This window comes from Flavobacterium sp. PLA-1-15 (genome assembly GCF_049060005.1).
Classification (GTDB): Bacteria; Bacteroidota; Bacteroidia; order Flavobacteriales; family Flavobacteriaceae; genus Flavobacterium.
This window is the reverse complement of sequence record NZ_JBMGQS010000012.1, coordinates 16,666-35,934: the sequence shown is the minus strand read 5'-3', so window position 1 is coordinate 35,934 and position 19,269 is coordinate 16,666. Positions and strand designations below refer to the sequence as shown.

Below are 19,269 nucleotides of genomic sequence, written 5' to 3'. Positions count from 1 at the left end.
ATCTTAGATTATGTCTGTAAAAATTAGATTACAAAGACACGGTAAAAAAGGAAAACCTTTTTACTGGGTAGTAGCGGCAGATGCTCGCTCAAAAAGAGATGGTAGATACCTAGAGAAAATAGGTACTTACAATCCAAACACTAACCCTGCAACTATCGACTTGAACCTTGATAGCGCTGTAAAATGGTTGCACAATGGTGCTCAACCAACTGATACAGCTAGAGCAATCCTTTCTTACAAAGGAGCTTTATTGAAACACCACCTTGATGGAGGAGTTCGTAAAGGAGCTTTGACGCAAGAGCAAGCTGATGCTAAATTGTCTACTTGGTTAGATGCAAAAGCTGGAAAAGTAGATGCTAAGAAAGAAGGTTTATCAAAAGCTCAGGCTGATGCTAAAGCAAAAGCTTTCAAAGCAGAACAAGAAGTTAATGCAAAACGTTTAGCTGCTGCTGCAAAAGCTGAAGCTGACGCTATTGCTGCTAGCCAAGCTACTGAAGAAGAAGCTACTGAAGAGGCTGTTGCCGAAGTAGAAGCTACTACTGAAGAAGCTCCAGCTGCAGAAGAAAACAACGAAGAAACTCAAGCTTAATTTTGATGCGATAATGCGTAAAGAAGATTGTTTCTATTTAGGTAAAATCGCGAAAAAATTTAGTTTCAAAGGTGAGGTCCTTATTTATTTAGATACTGACGAGCCTGAGTTATACGAAAACTTGGAATCAGTGTTTGTCGAATGCGGCAAACACTTGGTTCCTTTTTTTATTGAAAACAGTTCGCTTCATAAGAACGACTTTCTAAGAGTTCGTTTTGAAGATGTGAACAATGAGGAAGAAGCCGACGAAATTCTTGGCAACCACATTTACCTTCCTTTAAAGATGTTGCCAAAACTTTCGGGCAACAAATTTTATTTCCATGAGGTTATTGGTTTTGAAATTGAAGACAAACGTTTAGGTGTTTTCGGAAAAATCCAATCGGTTAACGACACCACTGCACAGCCTCTTTTTGAAGTTTTGAATGGCGAAGTGGAAATCTTAGTCCCGATGATTGATCATTTTCTAGTTAAGATTGATCGCGAGAACAAAAAAGTCGTGATGGATTTGCCTGAAGGCTTGATAGAGATGTATCTCTAGAGAGTTTATTCGGTTATTTGTTTTTCGGCTATTAGAAAAACTCCATTTCAAATTTATCTTAATTCTTAATACTAAATCCCAATACTTCTATGGCATTTCAATTCAAGCAATTTTCTGTAGAACAAGACCGTTGTGCAATGAAAATCGGAACTGATGGCGTTTTGCTTGGAGCTTGGTCGCCAATTCCTGAAAATGCTTTTAGCGTTTTGGACATTGGAGCCGGAACCGGAATCATCGCTTTGATGATTGCGCAGAGAAGTTTCGCCGAACAAATTGACGCTTTGGAAATTGACGAGGAAGCCTACGAACAAGCAGTAGAAAATTTTGAAAATTCGCCTTGGGGCGATCGGTTATTTTGTTTTCATGCAGGTTTGGACGAATTTGTAGAAGAGCCAGAAGACGAATATGATTTGATTGTTTCCAATCCTCCTTTTTATACCGAAGATTATAAATCTGATAATGAACAAAGAGATTTGGCTCGTTTTGCCGATGCAATGCCTTTTGAAGAATTGATAGAAGCGGCAGCTTTATTGCTTTCGGAAAACGGAATCTTCTCCGTTATCATACCTTACAAAGAAGAAGAAGATTTTATTGCTCTTGCAAAAGAAGTTGATTTATTTCCCATCAAAATTACCCGTGTTAAGGGAACTCCAAACAGCGAAATCAAAAGAAGCCTTTTGGCTTTCAACAGAAATTTTTCAGAAGCTTTTCCAGTTGATGAATTGACAATTGAAACTTCCAGGCATATTTATACAGAAGAATATATTGCCTTGACTAAGGATTTTTATTTGAAGATGTAGCGATTGTAGCAATAGGGATAGAAGTGGAAATCCTTTTTTGTTTTTTCTTTAAAAACAAAAAAGATTGCAACGAATAGCCCGGCCGTTTACGGATTGCCCAAATTAGAAAAAAATCGAATTTAATTCGAAAATTATCACTTTCAATTATTGATATGTTAGAAATGTTTAGCTATTTTTGCGAAGATTTAAAAACATAGCAATGAGACCAGACCTTTTTCAAGCTCCCGATTATTATCTTTTAGACGAATTATTGTCAGACGAACATAAAATGGTACGTGACGCAGCCCGCGAGTGGGTAAAGCGTGAGGTATCGCCAATTATTGAGGATTATGCTCAAAAAGCAGAATTTCCAAAACAAATCATCAATGGTTTAGCCGAAATTGGTGCATTCGGACCTTATATTCCTGAAGAATATGGTGGTGCTGGCTTGGACCAGATTTCTTACGGATTGATCATGCAAGAAATTGAAAGAGGAGATTCTGGCGTTCGTTCGACCGCTTCTGTTCAATCTTCTTTGGTAATGTATCCTATTTGGAAATATGGAAACGAAGAACAAAGAATGAAATGGTTGCCTAAATTGGCTTCTGGAGAATTCATCGGATGTTTTGGTTTGACTGAGCCTGATCATGGATCAAATCCGGGTGGAATGACTACCAATTTTAAAGACAAAGGCGATCATTATTTATTGAATGGTGCCAAAATGTGGATATCCAATGCTCCTTTCGCAGACATCGCTGTAGTTTGGGCAAAAGACGAATCTGGAAGAATCCACGGATTGGTTGTAGAAAGAGGAAGGGAAGGCTTCACAACTCCTGAAACACACAACAAATGGTCACTTCGTGCATCAGCAACAGGTGAGTTGATTTTTGACAATGTAAAAGTTCCTAAGGAAAACTTATTACCAAATAAATCTGGACTTGGAGCACCACTAGGTTGTTTGGATTCTGCACGTTATGGAATTGCTTGGGGTGCTATCGGTGCTGCAATGGATTGTTATGATACTGCTTTACGCTATGCAAAAGAAAGAATCCAATTTGACAAACCAATCGCTGGAACACAATTACAACAAAAGAAATTGGCCGAAATGATTACAGAAATCACAAAAGCGCAATTGTTGACTTGGAGACTTGGCGTTTTGAGAAACGAAGGAAAAGCTACTTCTGCTCAAATTTCTATGGCAAAAAGAAACAATGTAGACATGGCAATCAATATTGCTAGAGAAGCTAGACAAATTCTTGGAGGAATGGGAATTACTGGTGAATATTCAATCATGCGCCACATGATGAACTTAGAATCTGTAATTACGTATGAAGGAACTCACGATATCCACTTGTTGATTACAGGTATGGATGTAACGGGAATTCCTGCATTCAAATAATAAACATAACTTAAAGTTTTAGAAAAGCTTCTCTACCTAGGGAAGCTTTTTTTACTTTTGCACAAATCCCTAACTATGAACATCGAGACCGTTAACGCTAGTATTCAAACTCAAAAAGAAATTTTATTAAACCATCCCTTATACAAAAAAGTACAAAATCTAGATGATTTACATCGCTTTTTAGAAAGCCATGTTTATGCCGTTTGGGATTTTATGTCTCTTCTAAAAGCACTTCAATCAAAACTTACTTCTACTACAACTCCCTGGGTTCCTGTTGGGAATCCCGAAATTCGTTACTTGATAAACGAGATTGTTTTAGCCGAAGAAACTGATTTGAATCGCGACGGAAAAAGACAAAGCCACTACGAAATGTACATTGATGCGATGAAAGATTGTGGCGCGAATGTTTCTGAAATCGAAAGTTTTTTGGAAAATGTTATTTCCACTAAAAACATTTTTGTTGCAATCAAACAAAGTGATTTACATCCTATGATTAAAGAATTTCTAACTTTCACCTTTAGTGTCATTGAAGAAGGAAAACCGCACGAAATAGCGGCTGCTTTCACTTTTGGAAGAGAAGATTTAATTCCTTCGATGTTCACTGAAATTCTTAGAAATTTTCAAAATAATTTCCCTGATGTCGACCTGTCAAAGCTGATTTATTATTTTGAAAGACACATTGAACTTGATGCTGATGAACACGGACCAATGGCCATGCAAATGATTGAAGAATTGTGTGGAAACAATGAAAATCATTGGGACGAAGTAAAAAACATTTCCATTCAAGCTTTAGATACGAGAATTGGACTTTGGAATGCGATTGAAGAACTAATAGAAATGAAACCAGAATTAGCATAATAAAAAAAACCAGTTACTTTCGTAACTGGTTTTTTTGGCAACTATAATAACTTTTGTTTGTTTTACACTAATGGTCCACCAGACATAATCTCTTCATTGGCAAACTCTTCGAACTTGGCGAAGTTCTCTTTAAATTTCTGACCTAATTCAACAGCTTTCACATCATACAAATCTTTATCTTCCCAAGTATTTCTAGGATTTAAGATTTCACTTGGCACGTTCGGGCAAGATTGTGGTTTTGCGATTCCAAAAACTTTATGATCTACGTACTCAACATTATCCAACTCTCCGTTTAAGGCAGCGGTAATCATTGCACGCGTGTATTTCAATTTCATTCGGTTACCAATTCCGTAAGGCCCGCCTGTCCAACCTGTGTTGATTAACCAAACTGTTACACCAGCATCTTTCATCTTTTTGCTCAACATCTCAGCATATTTTGTAGGATGTAAAGGCATGAATGGTGCTCCAAAACAAGCAGAGAAATTAGGTTGTGGCTCTGTTACCCCAGCTTCAGTCCCAGCAACTTTTGCAGTATATCCAGAAATAAAGTGGTAGGCCGCTTGACCAGGAGTTAGCTTTGAGATTGGAGGCAAGATTCCGAAAGAATCTGCCGTTAGGAAAAATATATTTTTAGGGTTTTTTCCGATAGAACCTGGTTGAATATTATCAATATGGTAAATCGGATAACTAACTCTTGTATTTGGAGTGATAGAAACATCTTCAAAATCTACTTCGTTTGTACCTTCTTTAAAAATAACATTTTCAAGGATTGCACCTCTTTTGATTGCTCTAAAGATATCCGGTTCGTTTTCTTCCGTAAGGTTGATTACTTTAGCATAACATCCACCTTCGAAGTTGAAAACAGTGTTTTCACTTGTCCATCCGTGCTCGTCATCACCAATTAATTTTCTTGCAGGATCGGCAGACAAAGTTGTTTTTCCTGTTCCAGACAATCCGAAGAAAATAGCTGTATCGCCATTATCACCAACATTCGCACTACAGTGCATTGGCAATGTATTTTTATCTACCGGAAGGATGAAATTCAAAGCTGAGAAAATTCCTTTTTTCATTTCACCAGTATAACCAGTTCCACCGATCAAAGCAATTTTTCTAGTAAAATCCAATATCGCAAAATTATGCTGACGTGTTCCATCAACAGCTGGATCGGCCATAAATCCTGGAGCACATACTACGTGCCAGTCTGGAGTAAAATTGTCAAGTTCCGAAGCTTCCGGTCTAAGGAACATATTGTAGCAAAATAAATTCGACCACGCCGTTTCCGTTACAACCCTCACATTCAATCTATAATTATCATCGGCACAAACATAACTGTCTCTAACAAAAACTTCTTTGTCAGAAAGGTAAGCTGTAACCTTGTTGTATAACTTGTCGAAGTTTTCTGATGAGAAAGGAATATTTACTTTTCCCCACCAAACTTTGTCCTCAGTAATGCTGTCTTTCACAATAAATCTATCCTGAGGCGATCTTCCTGTAAATTCTCCCGTATTGATTGCCAAGGCTCCAGTTGAGTTCTCAACTCCTTGTCCAGATTGAATTGTAATGTCGTGTAACTCGTCTGGAGACAACTGATAGCGCACATTTGCATTTTTAATCCCTAGACCTTCCAACGAAATCGATTTCGTAAATAAAGCGTTATTATCCATAAATTTAATGTTGTGTTGTGTTTAAACAGAGTACAAAAGTAAAAATTATTAATTACAACGTTGTAGTAAATTTAAAAATTATGATTTTTTGTTGAAAAAATCGAAGAATAACCAAAACCAAGCCATGATTAATAGGAATCCTCCAATAGGAGTTACGAATCCGATAACTCTAAAATCAATGCCTAAATGACCATTTGTAGCCAAAAGATAAATCGATCCAGAGAAAAATAACACTCCAAATACAACCAAATACAATATTCCTTTTTTGGCCTTTTGAGATATCAATTGAGATGTTCCTACGAAAAGCAAAAACAAAGCATGATACATCTGATATTTTACTCCCGTTTCAAAAGTCGCCAATTGATCGACATCTAAAATCTTTTTTAATGCATGTGCGCCAAAAGCACCTAAAATAATTGCGATAGCTCCTAAAATCGCTCCTGTAGAAATAACCTTTTTGTCCATTTTTAAAATTTTGCATAAAGTTACGCAACATCATTTTAAAAAAAATAAAAGATTCTTGCGATTTTTCTTTTGTAAATATAACAATTGCCTACTTTTGTGTGACACAAACTAACTATGAGACATATATTAATCATTGGCGCAGGACGCTCAGCTTCCTCACTAATCCAATACCTTTTAAGCAAGTCCGAAGAGGAGCAACTACACCTCACTATCGGCGATCTATCTGTTGAATTGGCACAGAAAAAGACTGCCAATCATACTAATGCCACTGCTTTGGCCTTTGATATCTTTAATGAAAATCAGAGACAAACCGAAATTCAGAAAGCCGATATCGTTATCTCGATGTTGCCGGCTCACTTGCATTTTGAAGTGGCGAAAGACTGTATCAAATTCAAAAAACACATGGTTACAGCTTCCTACATCAGCGAAGCCATGCAATCTTTGAACGACGAAGCCAAAGCAAACAACCTTGTTTTCATGAACGAAATCGGGCTCGACCCAGGAATCGATCACATGAGTGCGATGAAAATCATCGATGAAATTCGTGAACAAGGCGGCAAGATGTTGCTTTTCGAATCTTTTTGTGGTGGATTGGTTGCTCCAGAATCCGACAATAATCTTTGGAATTACAAATTCACTTGGGCACCTCGAAACGTGGTTTTAGCCGGACAAGGTGGTGCCGCAAAATTCATCCAGGAAGGTACTTACAAATATATCCCCTATCACAAATTGTTCCGCAGAACAGAATTTCTGGAAGTGGAAGGTTACGGAAAATTCGAAGGATATGCCAACCGCGACTCGTTGAAATACCGCGAAATTTATGGTCTTGAAGATATTCTTACGCTTTACAGAGGAACCATTCGCCGTGTAGGATATTCCAGAGCTTGGAACATGTTTGTACAGCTTGGAATGACGGATGATACTTACCTGATTGACAATTCTGAAACAATCAGTTATAGAGAATTCATCAATTTATTCCTGCCGTACCACCCGACAGATTCCGTGGAATTGAAAACGCGTTTGAGTCTTGGCATCGAGCAGGACGATATTATGTGGGACAAATTGGTCGAGCTTGACATCTTTAACGAAGACAAAATTGTTGGGCTTAAAAATGCAACACCGGCACAAATCCTCGAAAAAATCCTCAACGACAGCTGGACTTTAGAAAAGGACGACAAGGACATGATTGTAATGTACCACAAATTCGGATACGAATTAAACGGCGAGCAAAAACAGATCGATTCGAAAATGGTGTGCATCGGCGAAGACCAAACCTATACCGCAATGGCCAAAACCGTTGGACTGCCAGTAGCCATGGCAACCTTGCTCATCCTCAACGGAAAAATCACTACTCCGGGCGTTCAGCTCCCGTTGAACACGGAAGTTTACCTTCCGATACTTAAAGAACTCGAAGAATTTGGCGTACGTTTTCACGAAAAAACAATGCCTTATGTGGGCTACAATCCCGATAAGATTGGAGCTAATCTAAAATATTCATAAAACAGAATCCGTTTCGAAAGAAGCGGATTTTTTGTGTGCATAATTAGGAGCGAATGAATAGTGCCGGGAGTAATTCCATATTCCCGCTTTCCGTTACAATCTTTTTGTTCCTAACCCCGGAAAAAAAAGGATTTCCACTACAATCGGGGCTAAGAGGAAACTCTAAGCACTTTTATAATCGCTTGTAACCAAAACCTAAGTACTCCAATTCGACCATCTTGTCATCCTGACGAAGGAAGGATCTTCGCGAGTAGCTCTACTAACTTGAATCATGGTTTATGGACTTGTTTGGTGAGATCCTTCCTTCGTCAGGATGACAAGTTTTCGGATGTAGATGATGCTTTAGAAATGTGTTCCACAAACCATTTCCACAATCTAAGAAAATCAGCAATCTTCATTCAACAATCTAAAATCTTCAATCTACAATTGAATCTGTCGTTCAATCTGCTGGTCTAATGATATGAAGGTTTCGGTTCGCGACACACCTTCTATCGCTTGGATTTTTGTATTCAGCAAGGTCATCAAATGCTCATTGTCAAGGCATATTATCTTAATAAGGATCGACCAGTTTCCGGTGGTGTAGTGGCATTCGAGCACTTCGGGAATTTTTTTGAGTTCGCGTACCGTTTCCAAGTTGGTGGCCGCCTTTTCAAGATAGATTCCTACGAAAGCCATCGTGCTGTAGCCCAAAACCTTGTTGTTGACCACAAATTTAGAACCCGATATAACTCCTGATTGCTCCAATTTTCGCAATCTTTGATGAATTGCCGCACCAGAGATTCCTATTTTGTTGGCGATCTGGAGGATGGGTTTTCGGGCATCTTCCATAAGGTCGCGGAGGATTTCCTTGTCGATGCCGTCTATTTCTATTTGTAAGGAGTTTATTTTCATTTTAAAATTATTGAAACGTAAAAGTTGTTTTTGATTTAAATTGGAAAGTAAATATAGGGAATTTTGATTGTAGATTGTAGATTTATTGGATTGTGGAAATGGTTTGGAGTTTCTTGCGGAGATCCTTCTCCCGAAGCTTCGGGATAAAGGATGACAAGATGGTGGAATTGGAATACTTACGTTTTGGTTACAAGCGATTATAAAAGCGCCTACAGTTTCCCACTAGCCCCGATTGTAGTGGAAATCCTTTTTGTTCCGGGGTTCGGAACAAAAAGATTGGAACGGAAAGCGGGAACATGGATTTACTCCCGACACTATCGATTCGCTCCTGATTGACTTGATGAGATTGCTTTGTTCTCGCAATGGCACAAAAAAAATCCGCTTCTTTCGAAACGGATTCTTGTATTTTTTCTTTCTGAAATTAGTCTCTTGAACCTCCAAAAACTTGGAGTGCCCAATATAATAGCGATGCCAAGGCTCCGATTGCGGCAACAAGATAGGTTCTTGCGGCCCATTTTAGAGCGTCTTCGGCGCCGGCATATTCTTGCTGTCCGAGCATATTTTTGTTTTTTAGCCAAGCAAGGGCGCGGTTACTTGCATCGTATTCTACCGGAAGGGTGATAAAGGTGAACAGTGTGGTAACGGCCATCAAAACCAGACCTGCGATGGCGATATAGTAGCCAAATCCGGCTCCAGCGGCGGCTCCAAGAATCAGACCTCCAATAATTAGCCACTGCGACATTCCTGACGAAATGTTGACTACAGGAACTAGTTTTGAACGCATTGTCAAGTATTCATAGGCCGTTGCGTGCTGTACGGCATGGCCCACCTCGTGGGCGGCAACTGCGGCTGCGGCGGCGTTTCGCTCGTTATAAACGGCTTCGCTCAGGTTGACGGTTTTGTCGGCCGGGTTGTAATGGTCGGTCAAACGTCCTGGTGTTGAAATTACTCTTACATCACGGATGCCGTGGTCGGCAAGCATTTTCTCGGCTATTTCGGCACCGCTCATTCCGTTGCGCAATACTACTTTTGAATATTTTTCAAATTTACTCTTCAGTCGGGCGCTTACAGCCCAGCTTACTAAAGCGATAACTCCGATTAATATATAATATCCTATCATTTTGTTTTGATTTTATTGTTTCTTCAAATATAGCAATTTGCACACCAAAAGCAAACTTATGCCATCTTGACACGCGTTAAAGATATTATAAAAATATTTACCCACTATTTTAGAAATCAAGAGTTCTAAAGATTTATGTACGTTTTATTCATACATTATGTAGTTATAAATGCTACATAATGATGTCTTTTAACTTCATAATATCTTTTTATAACTACATAATATAGTTTTTTATACTACATAAAGATATTCAATTACCAAATTATGTAATTCTTAAAACCACATAACGTAGCTTTTATAACATATAAAGCTTTTTTATTACCACATTATTTAGCTTTAAATCCTACATAATATTACTATTTATAAGAAACCCTCCGAACCTACAGTTTGAGGTTCGGAGGGTTTATGTAAATTGAAAAAAATGATGGTTATCCTACCAGGTTGATGATTTTTCCTGGAACGATGATGACCTTGTTGGGCATCTTTCCATCGAGTTGTTTGATGGTTCGTTCATCCTTCATTACAATTTCCTCGATTTGTTCCTTGGTTAAATCCAAAGGCAGGGTCATCGTGAAACGCATCTTTCCGTTGAACGAAACCGGATATTCCTTACTGCTTTCTACCAGATATTCTGGATTGAATTTAGGGAATGGAGCCGTTGAAATACTTTGCTCATGCCCTAGCCTTTTCCATAATTCTTCGGCAATATGCGGTGCATAAGGCGAAACCAAAATGGCAAGTGGCTCTAGAACCGAACGCTCGTGGCATTTTAAAGCCGTCAGTTCGTTTACGGCAATCATGAACTGGCTTACGGAAGTATTGAAAGAGAATCCTTCGATGTCTTCGTTTACCTTTTTGATGGTTTTGTGCAACGCTTTTAATGCTTCTGGACTTGCTGGATTTGAGGTTACGATCATTCCGGTTTCGTCGAAATAGAGTTTCCACAATTTTTTCAAGAATCCGAAAACACCTGTGATTCCAGCGGTGTTCCAAGGTTTTGCTTGTTCTAATGGACCAAGGAACATTTCGTATAAACGTAAGGTGTCGGCTCCGTATTCTTCGCAGATGTCATCTGGAGTTACTACATTGTATTTCGATTTTGACATCTTTTCTACTTCGCGACCGACGATATATTTGCCGTTTTCTTCTGTTATGAAAATGGCGTCTTTATACTCTTTGTTTAAAGGATGATTTTTGAAACCTTCAATATCTAATTCATCAGAAGAATTTACAAGATTGACATCGGCATGCCTAGGATATTCTAATGTTGATATTTCCAAGGACACTTCTTTCCCTTCAAATGTTTTTATAAATTTATTTTTTAAAGATTCCAAAATTGCTATATCTTCATTATTAAATTTCAAATCATTTAAAACTATACAATCTTTATTGTAAAATACAAAAGAATTATTTGATTGATTATCAAAATCAATTTGATGGATGTTAAACTTATGATTTAACGACAACAAATTATTCTTAATAGATTTACTAATATAAATCAAATTAAAATAATCTACTTCTAAATCTAAATCATTATCTATAGACTCTTCACTAGAAACATTATATCCTAAGATATTTAATTTATAAACAAAAGCACTCATTCCCAAAATCATCCCCTGATTTATCAATTTCTTGAACGGTTCTTCTTGGTTGACAAAACCTCTGTCCTTCAAAAATTTGTTCCAAAAACGGGAATACAGCAAGTGGCCTGTGGCGTGTTCGCTTCCTCCTATGTATAAATCGACATTCTGCCAATAGTTTTGTGCTTCGTCCGAAACAAATTCGTCGTTGTTGTGGGCGTCCATATAACGCAACCAATACCACGAACTTCCTGCCCAACCTGGCATAGTGTTTAATTCTAAAGGAAAAATGGTAACGTTATCAATCGAGTTATTTCTTACCACAGTATTATTAACGGTGTCCCAAGCCCAATCGGTTGCGTTTCCTAAAGGCGGTTGTCCGTCTTCGGTTGGCAAATATTTCTCCACTTCCGGAAGGCGAATCGGCAAATGTTGGGTTTCAATCATCTGTGGCAATCCGTTTACATAATATACCGGGAACGGCTCTCCCCAATATCTTTGGCGGGAGAAAACGGCATCACGCAAACGGTAATTTGTTTTTCCTTTTCCTTGCTCCAACCCTTCCAACGCTTCAATGGTTTTCTTGGTGGCTTCCTTGTAATTCAATCCGTTTAGGAAATCGGAATTATCGATTTTGAATCCGGTTTTTTCTCCGTAAGCAAAGTCCACCCCACCCTTCGGGCACCCCTCCACAGGAGGGGAATCCAATTCGAATATGTTTACGATAGGAATATTGAAGTGTTTTGCGAAAGCATAATCGCGTTCGTCGCCACAAGGAACGGCCATAACGGCTCCGGTTCCGTAACCTGCCAAAACATAATCGCCAATCCAAACTGGAATCGCTTCTTTGGTAAAAGGATGTTCGGCATAAGCACCTGTGAAGACACCCGAAATGGTTTTTACATCGGCCATTCTTTCGCGTTCGCTACGTTTTGCAGTTGCTTCAACATACGCTTCCACGGCTTGTTTTTGTTCTGGAGTGGTGATTTTGGCAACCAAATCGTGTTCTGGTGCCAACGTCATGAACGTTACTCCGAAAATTGTGTCGGGTCTTGTGGTGAAAACCTCGATAACATGGTCGTTGGTTTCGTCTCCGCTTAGGATATAATCGACAGCATTTCTTTCGAATTCCGAATCTTTTACTTTAAAAGTCACCGAAGCTCCGACTGATTTTCCGATCCAGTTTCGTTGGCTTTCTTTTAATGATTCTGTCCAATCGATGGTATCCAAACCTTGAAGCAAACGTTCTGCATAGGCAGAAATTCGCATGCTCCATTGTGTCATTTTCTTGCGGATTACGGGATGTCCTCCACGTTCTGAAACACCGTTTACGATTTCGTCGTTTGCTAGTACGGTTCCTAAAGCCGGACACCAGTTTACTTCGGTTTCAGCAAGGAACGTCAAACGGTATTTTAATAGAATTCTTTCCTGTTCTTCTTTTGAATAGGATTTCCAATCTTCGGCTGAGAAAGTTGGAATATTATCATCAGAAACCGCGTTTACTTTTGCGTTTCCGTTTTCTTCGAAATCCATTACCAAGGTCTTGATGTCTCTAGCTTGGTCGGCATCTTTATCGTACCAAGAATTGAACAATTGGATGAAAATCCATTGGGTCCATTTGTAATATTCTGGGCTTGAAGTTCGCACTTCACGACTCCAATCAAAAGAAAAACCGATTTTGTCTAGTTGTTCTCTATAACGAGCGATGTTTTCCTTCGTGGTTTTATCAGGATGTTGTCCTGTTTGAATCGCATATTGCTCCGCCGGAAGTCCGAAACTGTCGTAGCCTTGCGGATGCAAAACGTTGAAACCTTGGTGGCGTTTGAATCGCGCATAGATATCAGAAGCGATGTAACCCAGTGGATGCCCAACGTGCAATCCGGCTCCGGATGGATAAGGGAACATGTCCAAAACATAGTATTTTGGCTTGTCTGAATTATTTTCTGCAGCAAAGGTTTGGTTTTCGGCCCAATATTTCTGCCAGTTTTTTTCTATCTCGTTAGGGTTGTATTTCATTTTGAGTTGCTAAGGTTCTAAGTTGCAAAGGTTCAAAGTTTCCGATTGGAGCGATGATTTTGCGGTTATGGTTTGTTGAAATTATAGTTTTAAAATATCTCGGTATAAAATCAGCGACTGCTTCGTTCTTTCAAATAAATTTCTGGGCTAAAAATGGCAAGTTCGCTTTTTTGAAAGTCTTTTGTATTTCTTGTCAAGATAATATTTATAGTTCCGTTATTCACTGCTGCAAAATTTTGCAGAGCGTCTTCAAAATCTTTAAAGCCGGAATTTAAAGAGTCAATAATCACATTTTTATCCACTTCAAGAATGTCTAAAATTGTCAGCAGTTGTTTTAGCTTTTCAATTATGATTTCATGCTTTGCTACCTTCCTTAAAAGATAATAAACATTTGAGATGATCACTGGCGTGGTATAAGCTTTGATAGCTCCATTTTCAGATAGCAAGAAAACTTCGGTTGCGTATTCTACGAATGGTTCCCGATCAAAAAAGAAATCTAGAATCACATCTGTATCTATTAAAACAGTATCCATCATAGGTATTTTTGCTCTAGCCTATTTTTCAATTCTTCTTTGTAATCAAAATCTGCTGGCATTTTAAATGATCCTTTTAAAGACTTTACAACTGGCGATAATTTTGAACTTTCTTTCTTTTCTTCTTTCGTAAGAATCTTTAAATAGTTCTCAATTATATCCGATAAGCTGCGGTTTTTTTGCTTGGCATAATCCTTCGCTTTCTGTATCAGTTCTTGCTCTATTGTCAAGGTTAACTTTGTATTCATTATAATTCAATTTGAGAACAAATATAAGAAAATATTTTGCACACGTGCTTTATTTGAATTTCAAACACGTGTCTTTCAAAATCATTTTTAAAAGCTTTAGGAATGACTCTATACAAAAAAAATCAATTCGAGGTGGCAAATTTACGTTTATTGTATGAAAGTTGAAACTTTGAGCGTTATAAACTGTGTTTAAAGAAATTCTTTATTATTTTTACCAAAAATTATTATATAGATGAGTTCTTCTTACGATAAATTTCAAAAACGCAGACTGCTTTCTTCTTATTTTTCGGTTGTTTTAAGTGTTTTCTTGGTGCTATTCCTGTTGGGGATTTTGGGTTTGTTTGTTGTAAATTCTAAAAAGCTTTCGGACGATTTCAAGGAAACGATTGTGATGACGGTTTTTATGAAAAACGAAGCCAACGACACGATTATCAAGGCTTTTGACGATGAAATGAAATCGGCGCGATTTGTTTTGTCGCACGATTATGTAACGAAGGAAGAGGCGGCGAAAATGCACAAGGATGTTATTGGGGAAGATTTCATGACGTTTTTGGGTGCGAATCCGTTGCAGAATTCATTTGACTTGCATTTGAAAGCCGACTACATCGTGAACGACAGTATTGCAAAAATCGAAAGCCGTTTGAGAAGCAACGAAATGGTTTCGGATGTGGTGTACGACAAACAATTGGTGAATTTAGTGAACGACAACATCAAGAAAGTGAGTTTTTACATCCTTTGCATCAGCGGATTTTTGGCTTTGGTGGCGGTTTTATTGATCAACAGCTCGATGCGTTTGTCGATTTACTCGAACCGTTTTATCATCAAAACGATGCAGATGGTTGGGGCTACGAAGTCGTTTATTAGAAAACCTTTTATCTGGAGAAGTATTCGATTGGGAATTATCGGTTCGGTTTTGGCGATTTTGGCCTTGATTGCAACCTTATATTATATTGACACCAATTATCCTGATTTGGAAATCCTGGAAGACCAATTGATGACAGGAGCGATTTTACTTGGCGTGCTTTTGGTTGGGATTTTGATTACTTGGATCAGTACGTTCTTTGCAACGCAACGATTTTTGAACTTGAGAACGGACGATCTTTATTAATTTTAGATTGCAGATTTTAGACTTCAGATTTAAGATTTAAAAAATATACAAATGGAAAATAAACCACAGAACGAGTTTCTTTTTGAGAAGGTAAATTATAAGATTTTATTGATTGGGCTTGCTGTTATTACACTAGGCTTCATCTTGATGTCGGGCGGAGGTTCGGAAGATCCGGCAGTTTTTAGCGAGGATATCTTTAATTTCAGAAGAATCAGATTAGCGCCTACGACGGTATTGATTGGTTTTGGAATTACGATTTACGCTATTTTAAAGAACCCAAAAAAAAATTAGCGAATTAGCGCATTTTCTAATTAGTTCATTCGCTAATCACAACTTATTATATGGATTTAATACAAGCGATTCTTATTGCAATTGTAGAAGGTTTGACGGAATATATTCCTGTTTCTTCAACCGGACACATGATTTTTACGAGTTCTTTCTTTGGTATTCAGGAGGACGATTTCACAAAATTATTTCAGGTTTCTATTCAGTTTGGAGCCATTTTGGCTGTGGTAGTTTTGTACTGGAAGAAGTTTTTTGACTTCAGCAAATTCAATTTCTACATCAAATTGGCGTGTGCTGTTGTTCCTGCCTTAATTCTAGGCTATATCTTTGACGATTATATCGATGCGGTTTTAGGAAATCCTATCCCGATTGCGATTGTATTGATTTTAGGCGGTTTTGTATTGCTCTTTATCGACCGATATTTTCAAAATCCAACGGTTACCAGCGAAGAAGAAATTAGCATCAAGAAAGCCGTGACAATTGGCTTTTGGCAATGTTTGGCAATGATGCCGGGAACAAGCCGTTCTGCCGCTTCGATTATTGGTGGAATGCAACAAGGTTTGACGCGACAGACTGCGGCTGAATTCTCTTTCTTTTTGGCGGTTCCTACAATGTTGGCGGTTACGTGTTATTCGGTTTTTCTAAAGACGTACCACGAATCACAATTAAAAGGATATGAATTATTGATGCAAAACGGTGAGAATTTGAAACTGTTTCTAATTGGCAATGTCATAGCGTTTATTGTTTCGATTATTGCGATAAAATTCTTCATCGGTGTCATCAAAAAATACGGTTTCAAACCTTGGGGTTGGTACCGAATTGTGGCTGGAAGCTTGCTTTTGGTGTACTTCATCTACTTAAAATAATTCGAATTGACAGCACAAGAATATCACGATGGACAGGTTATATTGATTGACAAGCCCTTGCATTGGACATCCTTTCAAGCGGTTAATAAATTGAAATATACCTTAATCAACAAAGCCGGACTTCCAAAGAAATTCAAGATTGGTCATGCTGGAACTTTAGACCCCTTGGCAAGCGGATTGTTGATTGTTTGTACTGGGAAATTCACCAAGAGTATCTCTGAAATTCAAGGTCAGGCGAAAGAATATACGGGTACTTTTTATATTGGCGCCACTACTCCATCCTACGATTTGGAAACCGAAATCGATCAGACTTTTCCAACTTCTCATATCAATGAAGATTTGATTCATCAAACGGTAAAACAATTTTTGGGCGAGATTGACCAGGTTCCGCCTATTTTTTCTGCCATTAAAAAAGACGGAAAACGTTTATACGAACACGCGCGTGCGGGTGAAGAAGTTGAAATCCAATCCCGAAAAACCACTATCTACGAATTTGAAATCACAAGAATAGCGCTTCCTGAAATTGATTTCAGAGTAAAATGCAGTAAAGGAACTTACATCCGTTCTTTGGCATTTGATTTCGGAAAAGCAATGGAATCGGGTTCTCATTTAACGGCTTTAAGACGGACAAAAATTGGCGATTACAATGTTGAAAATGGTGTTTCTCCTGAAACATTTGTAGAACAAATCACTAAACTATCTGAAGCTAATTCTTAATTATAAAAGGTTTAGAATTTCATTCTGAGTAGAAATCCCCTTATCGTGCAAATACCATAATTGCAATTCGGTTTTGATGGTTTCATCGATAACACCAAATTTCTCTTTATAGTCCTTCATTAATTTTGTCGCTCCAGACGGCCTTGGTCCCCAATCTGCAATTACATTTAAAGTATGTTTATCCAAAATAATTATTTTCGGAATGGACTTTCCGCCATTCGTAAGGAACAAATTCATCAAGGCTTCGTTTTCATCTCTGAAGACAATTTTCAATTCTACATTGTCCGAAACATCCGCCATCTTGTTGAATATGGGTAGCAGTTGAGCCGCATCGCCACACCAACCTTCCGAAATGACCAACCACATATATTCTTTATTCAGATTTTTTAATTTCAATAGATTTTCATCAGAAATCTTAATCGTTTTTTCCAGACGATTCATTCTCGTTTCGTTCAAAAGGCTGTAATGCAATAAATCGTCTGATTGCGTATTTCCAGATGATTTCCCTTCTTGAAGCAAATTCGAAACCATAGTTCTATATTGTGAATAGGAAAAACTTCTTTCAAGGCTTTCCTTAATTATATCGTTCATAATCAAAATTTGAGTTGCAAAATTAAATCAAAAAAACGAATCTATATTTTTCTGAAAACTATATTTCTAAAAAACAGAATATAACTATATTTGCACAACTCAACTAAAAAGTAAAGATGAAGTACAAAAGAATACTCTTAAAATTAAGTGGTGAAGCGTTAATGGGCGATCGTCAATACGGAATCGATCCTGCGAGATTGGCCGAATATGCTAACGATATCAAGCAAATCCACGACAAAGGCGTACAGATTGCAATTGTAATTGGCGGAGGAAATATCTTTAGAGGAGTTGCTGGAGCAAGTAACGGAATGGACCGTGTTCAAGGCGATTATATGGGAATGTTGGCCACCATCATCAACGGAATGGCATTGCAAGGAGCTCTTGAAGACAAAGGAATGCTGACTCGTTTGCAAACAGCTTTAAAAATTGAAGCGATTGCAGAACCTTACATCAAGAGAAGAGCGGTTCGCCACCTTGAAAAAGGAAGAATCGTAATCTTTGGAGCCGGAACTGGAAATCCTTACTTTACAACCGATACTGCAGCCGTTTTACGTGGTGTGGAAATTAATGCAGATGTGATCCTGAAAGGAACGAGAGTCGACGGTATTTACACGGCGGATCCTGAAAAAGACCCAACGGCTACAAAATTCGATTACATTTCTTTTGAAGATGTTCTTAAAAAAGGATTGAATGTAATGGATACAACAGCCTTCACGTTGAGCCAAGAAAATGAATTGCCTATTTTGGTTTTTGATATGAACAAGAAAGGGAACCTATTGAAAATCTGCGAAGGCGAAAATATTGGAACAGTAGTAAACATTTAGTTTTCAGTAATCAGTGTTCAGTGACTCACAAAACCGAAAACTAACAACCGATAACAAGTAAAAAAATGACTGAAGAAATTGAATTTATATTAGACAGCACAAAGGAATCTATGGTAGGTTCTATTGCGCATTTGGAGAAAGAATTCTTGAACATCCGTGCAGGAAAAGCATCTCCAGCAATGTTAGGAAGTGTTTTTGTGGATTATTATGGATCACAGACTTCCCTTTCGCAAGTTTCTAAAATCAGTGTTCCTGACGCTAGAACTATTACCATCCAACCGTTTGAAAAAAACATGATTCAGCCGATTGAGAAAGCAATCCAGATTGCCAATATTGGTTTCAATCCTATGAACAATGGAGACGTAATCATCATCAGTGTTCCACCATTGACGGAGGAACGTCGTCGTGATTTGGCCAAACAAGCCAAAGCAGAAGCCGAAGATGCAAAAATCGGGATCAGAAATGCTCGTAAAGACGCTAATACTGACATCAAGAAACAGGAAAAAGACGGAACTTCTGAAGATATCTGCAAAAAAGCCGAGGAAGATGTTCAAAAATTGACGGACAGCTATATCAAAAAAATTGATGAGCTTTTGGCTGTGAAAGAAGCTGAAATTATGAAGGTTTAAGTTTTAAACTTAATAAATATTAAAATCCACTTAAAAGAGTGGATTTTTTTATGCAACTAACTTACTTTT

20 protein-coding genes are annotated in these 19,269 nt (G+C 38.1%); 12 read left to right on the top strand and 8 right to left on the bottom strand.

Annotation, left to right across the window (positions count from 1 at the left end):
* The first annotated feature begins 10 nt into the window (after window positions 1–10).
* From ACI6PS_RS08990 to ACI6PS_RS08970, 5 genes are all read left to right on the top strand, one after another.
* A complete protein-coding gene (locus ACI6PS_RS08990; RefSeq protein WP_421012227.1) occupies window positions 11–589 on the top strand; it encodes a 30S ribosomal protein S16 in 579 nt (192 codons plus the stop codon).
* A 13-nt stretch (window positions 590–602) separates the two neighbouring features.
* Complete coding sequence (rimM, locus tag ACI6PS_RS08985; RefSeq protein WP_421012226.1) at window positions 603–1,127, top strand: ribosome maturation factor RimM; 525 nt, start codon at window positions 603–605, stop codon at window positions 1,125–1,127.
* Between the two features lie 89 nt (window positions 1,128–1,216).
* Complete coding sequence (locus ACI6PS_RS08980) at window positions 1,217–1,927, top strand: tRNA1(Val) (adenine(37)-N6)-methyltransferase (protein WP_421012225.1); 711 nt, start codon at window positions 1,217–1,219, stop codon at window positions 1,925–1,927.
* Between the two features lie 199 nt (window positions 1,928–2,126).
* Window positions 2,127–3,305: an acyl-CoA dehydrogenase family protein gene (locus ACI6PS_RS08975; RefSeq protein WP_421012224.1), complete on the top strand. Its 1,179-nt coding sequence runs from the start codon at window positions 2,127–2,129 to the stop codon at window positions 3,303–3,305.
* A 75-nt stretch (window positions 3,306–3,380) separates the two neighbouring features.
* A complete protein-coding gene (locus ACI6PS_RS08970; protein WP_421012223.1) occupies window positions 3,381–4,163 on the top strand; it encodes a DUF3050 domain-containing protein in 783 nt (260 codons plus the stop codon).
* A 62-nt stretch (window positions 4,164–4,225) separates the two neighbouring features.
* Here the strand turns inward: ACI6PS_RS08970 and pckA are convergent, their stop codons facing one another.
* On the bottom strand, window positions 4,226–5,827 hold the full coding sequence (pckA, locus tag ACI6PS_RS08965; protein ID WP_421012222.1) for a phosphoenolpyruvate carboxykinase (ATP): 1,602 nt from the start codon (window positions 5,825–5,827) through the stop codon (window positions 4,226–4,228).
* Between the two features lie 78 nt (window positions 5,828–5,905).
* A complete protein-coding gene (locus tag ACI6PS_RS08960; protein ID WP_421012221.1) occupies window positions 5,906–6,292 on the bottom strand; it encodes a DUF423 domain-containing protein in 387 nt (128 codons plus the stop codon).
* 114 nt (window positions 6,293–6,406) lie between these two features.
* Between ACI6PS_RS08960 and ACI6PS_RS08955 the strand changes: the two genes are divergently transcribed.
* Window positions 6,407–7,792 carry a saccharopine dehydrogenase family protein gene (locus ACI6PS_RS08955; RefSeq protein WP_421012220.1) on the top strand — a complete coding sequence of 462 codons (1,386 nt, stop codon included), beginning with the start codon at window positions 6,407–6,409 and terminating at the stop codon, window positions 7,790–7,792.
* A gap of 420 nt (window positions 7,793–8,212) precedes the next feature.
* Here ACI6PS_RS08955 and ACI6PS_RS08950 read toward each other — a convergent pair whose 3' ends face one another.
* From ACI6PS_RS08950 to ACI6PS_RS08930, 5 genes are all read right to left on the bottom strand, one after another.
* Window positions 8,213–8,683, bottom strand: a complete 471-nt coding sequence (locus ACI6PS_RS08950; protein WP_421012219.1) for an Lrp/AsnC family transcriptional regulator — start codon at window positions 8,681–8,683, stop codon at window positions 8,213–8,215.
* Between the two features lie 421 nt (window positions 8,684–9,104).
* Window positions 9,105–9,803, bottom strand: coding sequence for a zinc metallopeptidase (locus tag ACI6PS_RS08945; RefSeq protein ID WP_421012218.1), 699 nt, complete (start codon window positions 9,801–9,803; stop codon window positions 9,105–9,107).
* Window positions 9,804–10,231: 428 nt separating this feature from the next.
* A complete protein-coding gene (locus tag ACI6PS_RS08940) occupies window positions 10,232–13,399 on the bottom strand; it encodes a leucine--tRNA ligase (protein ID WP_421012217.1) in 3,168 nt (1,055 codons plus the stop codon).
* 110 nt (window positions 13,400–13,509) lie between these two features.
* Entirely contained in the window at window positions 13,510–13,935 is a 426-nt protein-coding gene (locus tag ACI6PS_RS08935; protein ID WP_421012216.1) for a type II toxin-antitoxin system VapC family toxin, read from the bottom strand.
* Entirely contained in the window at window positions 13,932–14,180 is a 249-nt protein-coding gene (locus tag ACI6PS_RS08930) for a DUF6364 family protein (protein ID WP_421012215.1), read from the bottom strand. The genes ACI6PS_RS08935 and ACI6PS_RS08930 overlap by 4 nt, the downstream gene beginning before the upstream one ends.
* 232 nt (window positions 14,181–14,412) lie before the next feature.
* Here ACI6PS_RS08930 and ACI6PS_RS08925 point away from each other — a divergent pair, with 232 nt between their 5' ends.
* From ACI6PS_RS08925 to truB, 4 genes are read left to right on the top strand one after another with little or no spacing between them, the layout of a single operon-like run.
* Window positions 14,413–15,288 carry a cell division protein FtsX gene (locus ACI6PS_RS08925; protein ID WP_421012214.1) on the top strand — a complete coding sequence of 292 codons (876 nt, stop codon included), beginning with the start codon at window positions 14,413–14,415 and terminating at the stop codon, window positions 15,286–15,288.
* Between the two features lie 51 nt (window positions 15,289–15,339).
* The gene (locus ACI6PS_RS08920) at window positions 15,340–15,579 is read left to right on the top strand and encodes a DUF3098 domain-containing protein (RefSeq protein ID WP_421012213.1); all 240 of its coding nucleotides are present in this window, start codon (window positions 15,340–15,342) and stop codon (window positions 15,577–15,579) included.
* A 50-nt stretch (window positions 15,580–15,629) separates the two neighbouring features.
* Window positions 15,630–16,439: an undecaprenyl-diphosphate phosphatase gene (locus ACI6PS_RS08915; RefSeq protein ID WP_421012212.1), complete on the top strand. Its 810-nt coding sequence runs from the start codon at window positions 15,630–15,632 to the stop codon at window positions 16,437–16,439.
* Between the two features lie 6 nt (window positions 16,440–16,445).
* Window positions 16,446–17,156 carry a tRNA pseudouridine(55) synthase TruB gene (truB, locus tag ACI6PS_RS08910; protein WP_421012211.1) on the top strand — a complete coding sequence of 237 codons (711 nt, stop codon included), beginning with the start codon at window positions 16,446–16,448 and terminating at the stop codon, window positions 17,154–17,156.
* On the opposite strand, the gene ACI6PS_RS08905 is transcribed toward truB, so the two are convergent.
* A complete protein-coding gene (locus ACI6PS_RS08905) occupies window positions 17,157–17,747 on the bottom strand; it encodes a thioredoxin family protein (protein WP_421012210.1) in 591 nt (196 codons plus the stop codon).
* Between the two features lie 116 nt (window positions 17,748–17,863).
* On the opposite strand from ACI6PS_RS08905, the gene pyrH reads away from it, so the two are divergent.
* Complete coding sequence (pyrH, locus tag ACI6PS_RS08900) at window positions 17,864–18,571, top strand: UMP kinase (protein WP_421012209.1); 708 nt, start codon at window positions 17,864–17,866, stop codon at window positions 18,569–18,571.
* Between the two features lie 65 nt (window positions 18,572–18,636).
* Window positions 18,637–19,200: a ribosome recycling factor gene (gene frr / locus ACI6PS_RS08895; RefSeq protein WP_421012208.1), complete on the top strand. Its 564-nt coding sequence runs from the start codon at window positions 18,637–18,639 to the stop codon at window positions 19,198–19,200.
* Window positions 19,201–19,269: the final 69 nt, after the last annotated feature.

Bases quoted from the DNA above. Each gene is read 5' to 3' on its own strand.
- ACI6PS_RS08990 (WP_421012227.1), top strand. From the start codon at position 11: ATGTCTGTAAAAATTAGATTACAAAGACACGGTAAAAAAGGAAAACCT.
- rimM (WP_421012226.1), top strand. From the start codon at position 603: ATGCGTAAAGAAGATTGTTTCTATTTAGGTAAAATCGCGAAAAAATTT.
- ACI6PS_RS08980 (WP_421012225.1), top strand. From the start codon at position 1,217: ATGGCATTTCAATTCAAGCAATTTTCTGTAGAACAAGACCGTTGTGCA.
- ACI6PS_RS08975 (WP_421012224.1), top strand. From the start codon at position 2,127: ATGAGACCAGACCTTTTTCAAGCTCCCGATTATTATCTTTTAGACGAA.
- ACI6PS_RS08970 (WP_421012223.1), top strand. From the start codon at position 3,381: ATGAACATCGAGACCGTTAACGCTAGTATTCAAACTCAAAAAGAAATT.
- pckA (WP_421012222.1), bottom strand. From the start codon at position 5,827: ATGGATAATAACGCTTTATTTACGAAATCGATTTCGTTGGAAGGTCTA.
- ACI6PS_RS08960 (WP_421012221.1), bottom strand. From the start codon at position 6,292: ATGGACAAAAAGGTTATTTCTACAGGAGCGATTTTAGGAGCTATCGCA.
- ACI6PS_RS08955 (WP_421012220.1), top strand. From the start codon at position 6,407: ATGAGACATATATTAATCATTGGCGCAGGACGCTCAGCTTCCTCACTA.
- ACI6PS_RS08950 (WP_421012219.1), bottom strand. From the start codon at position 8,683: ATGAAAATAAACTCCTTACAAATAGAAATAGACGGCATCGACAAGGAA.
- ACI6PS_RS08945 (WP_421012218.1), bottom strand. From the start codon at position 9,803: ATGATAGGATATTATATATTAATCGGAGTTATCGCTTTAGTAAGCTGG.
- ACI6PS_RS08940 (WP_421012217.1), bottom strand. From the start codon at position 13,399: ATGAAATACAACCCTAACGAGATAGAAAAAAACTGGCAGAAATATTGG.
- ACI6PS_RS08935 (WP_421012216.1), bottom strand. From the start codon at position 13,935: ATGATGGATACTGTTTTAATAGATACAGATGTGATTCTAGATTTCTTT.
- ACI6PS_RS08930 (WP_421012215.1), bottom strand. From the start codon at position 14,180: ATGAATACAAAGTTAACCTTGACAATAGAGCAAGAACTGATACAGAAA.
- ACI6PS_RS08925 (WP_421012214.1), top strand. From the start codon at position 14,413: ATGAGTTCTTCTTACGATAAATTTCAAAAACGCAGACTGCTTTCTTCT.
- ACI6PS_RS08920 (WP_421012213.1), top strand. From the start codon at position 15,340: ATGGAAAATAAACCACAGAACGAGTTTCTTTTTGAGAAGGTAAATTAT.
- ACI6PS_RS08915 (WP_421012212.1), top strand. From the start codon at position 15,630: ATGGATTTAATACAAGCGATTCTTATTGCAATTGTAGAAGGTTTGACG.
- ACI6PS_RS08905 (WP_421012210.1), bottom strand. From the start codon at position 17,747: ATGAACGATATAATTAAGGAAAGCCTTGAAAGAAGTTTTTCCTATTCA.
- pyrH (WP_421012209.1), top strand. From the start codon at position 17,864: ATGAAGTACAAAAGAATACTCTTAAAATTAAGTGGTGAAGCGTTAATG.
- frr (WP_421012208.1), top strand. From the start codon at position 18,637: ATGACTGAAGAAATTGAATTTATATTAGACAGCACAAAGGAATCTATG.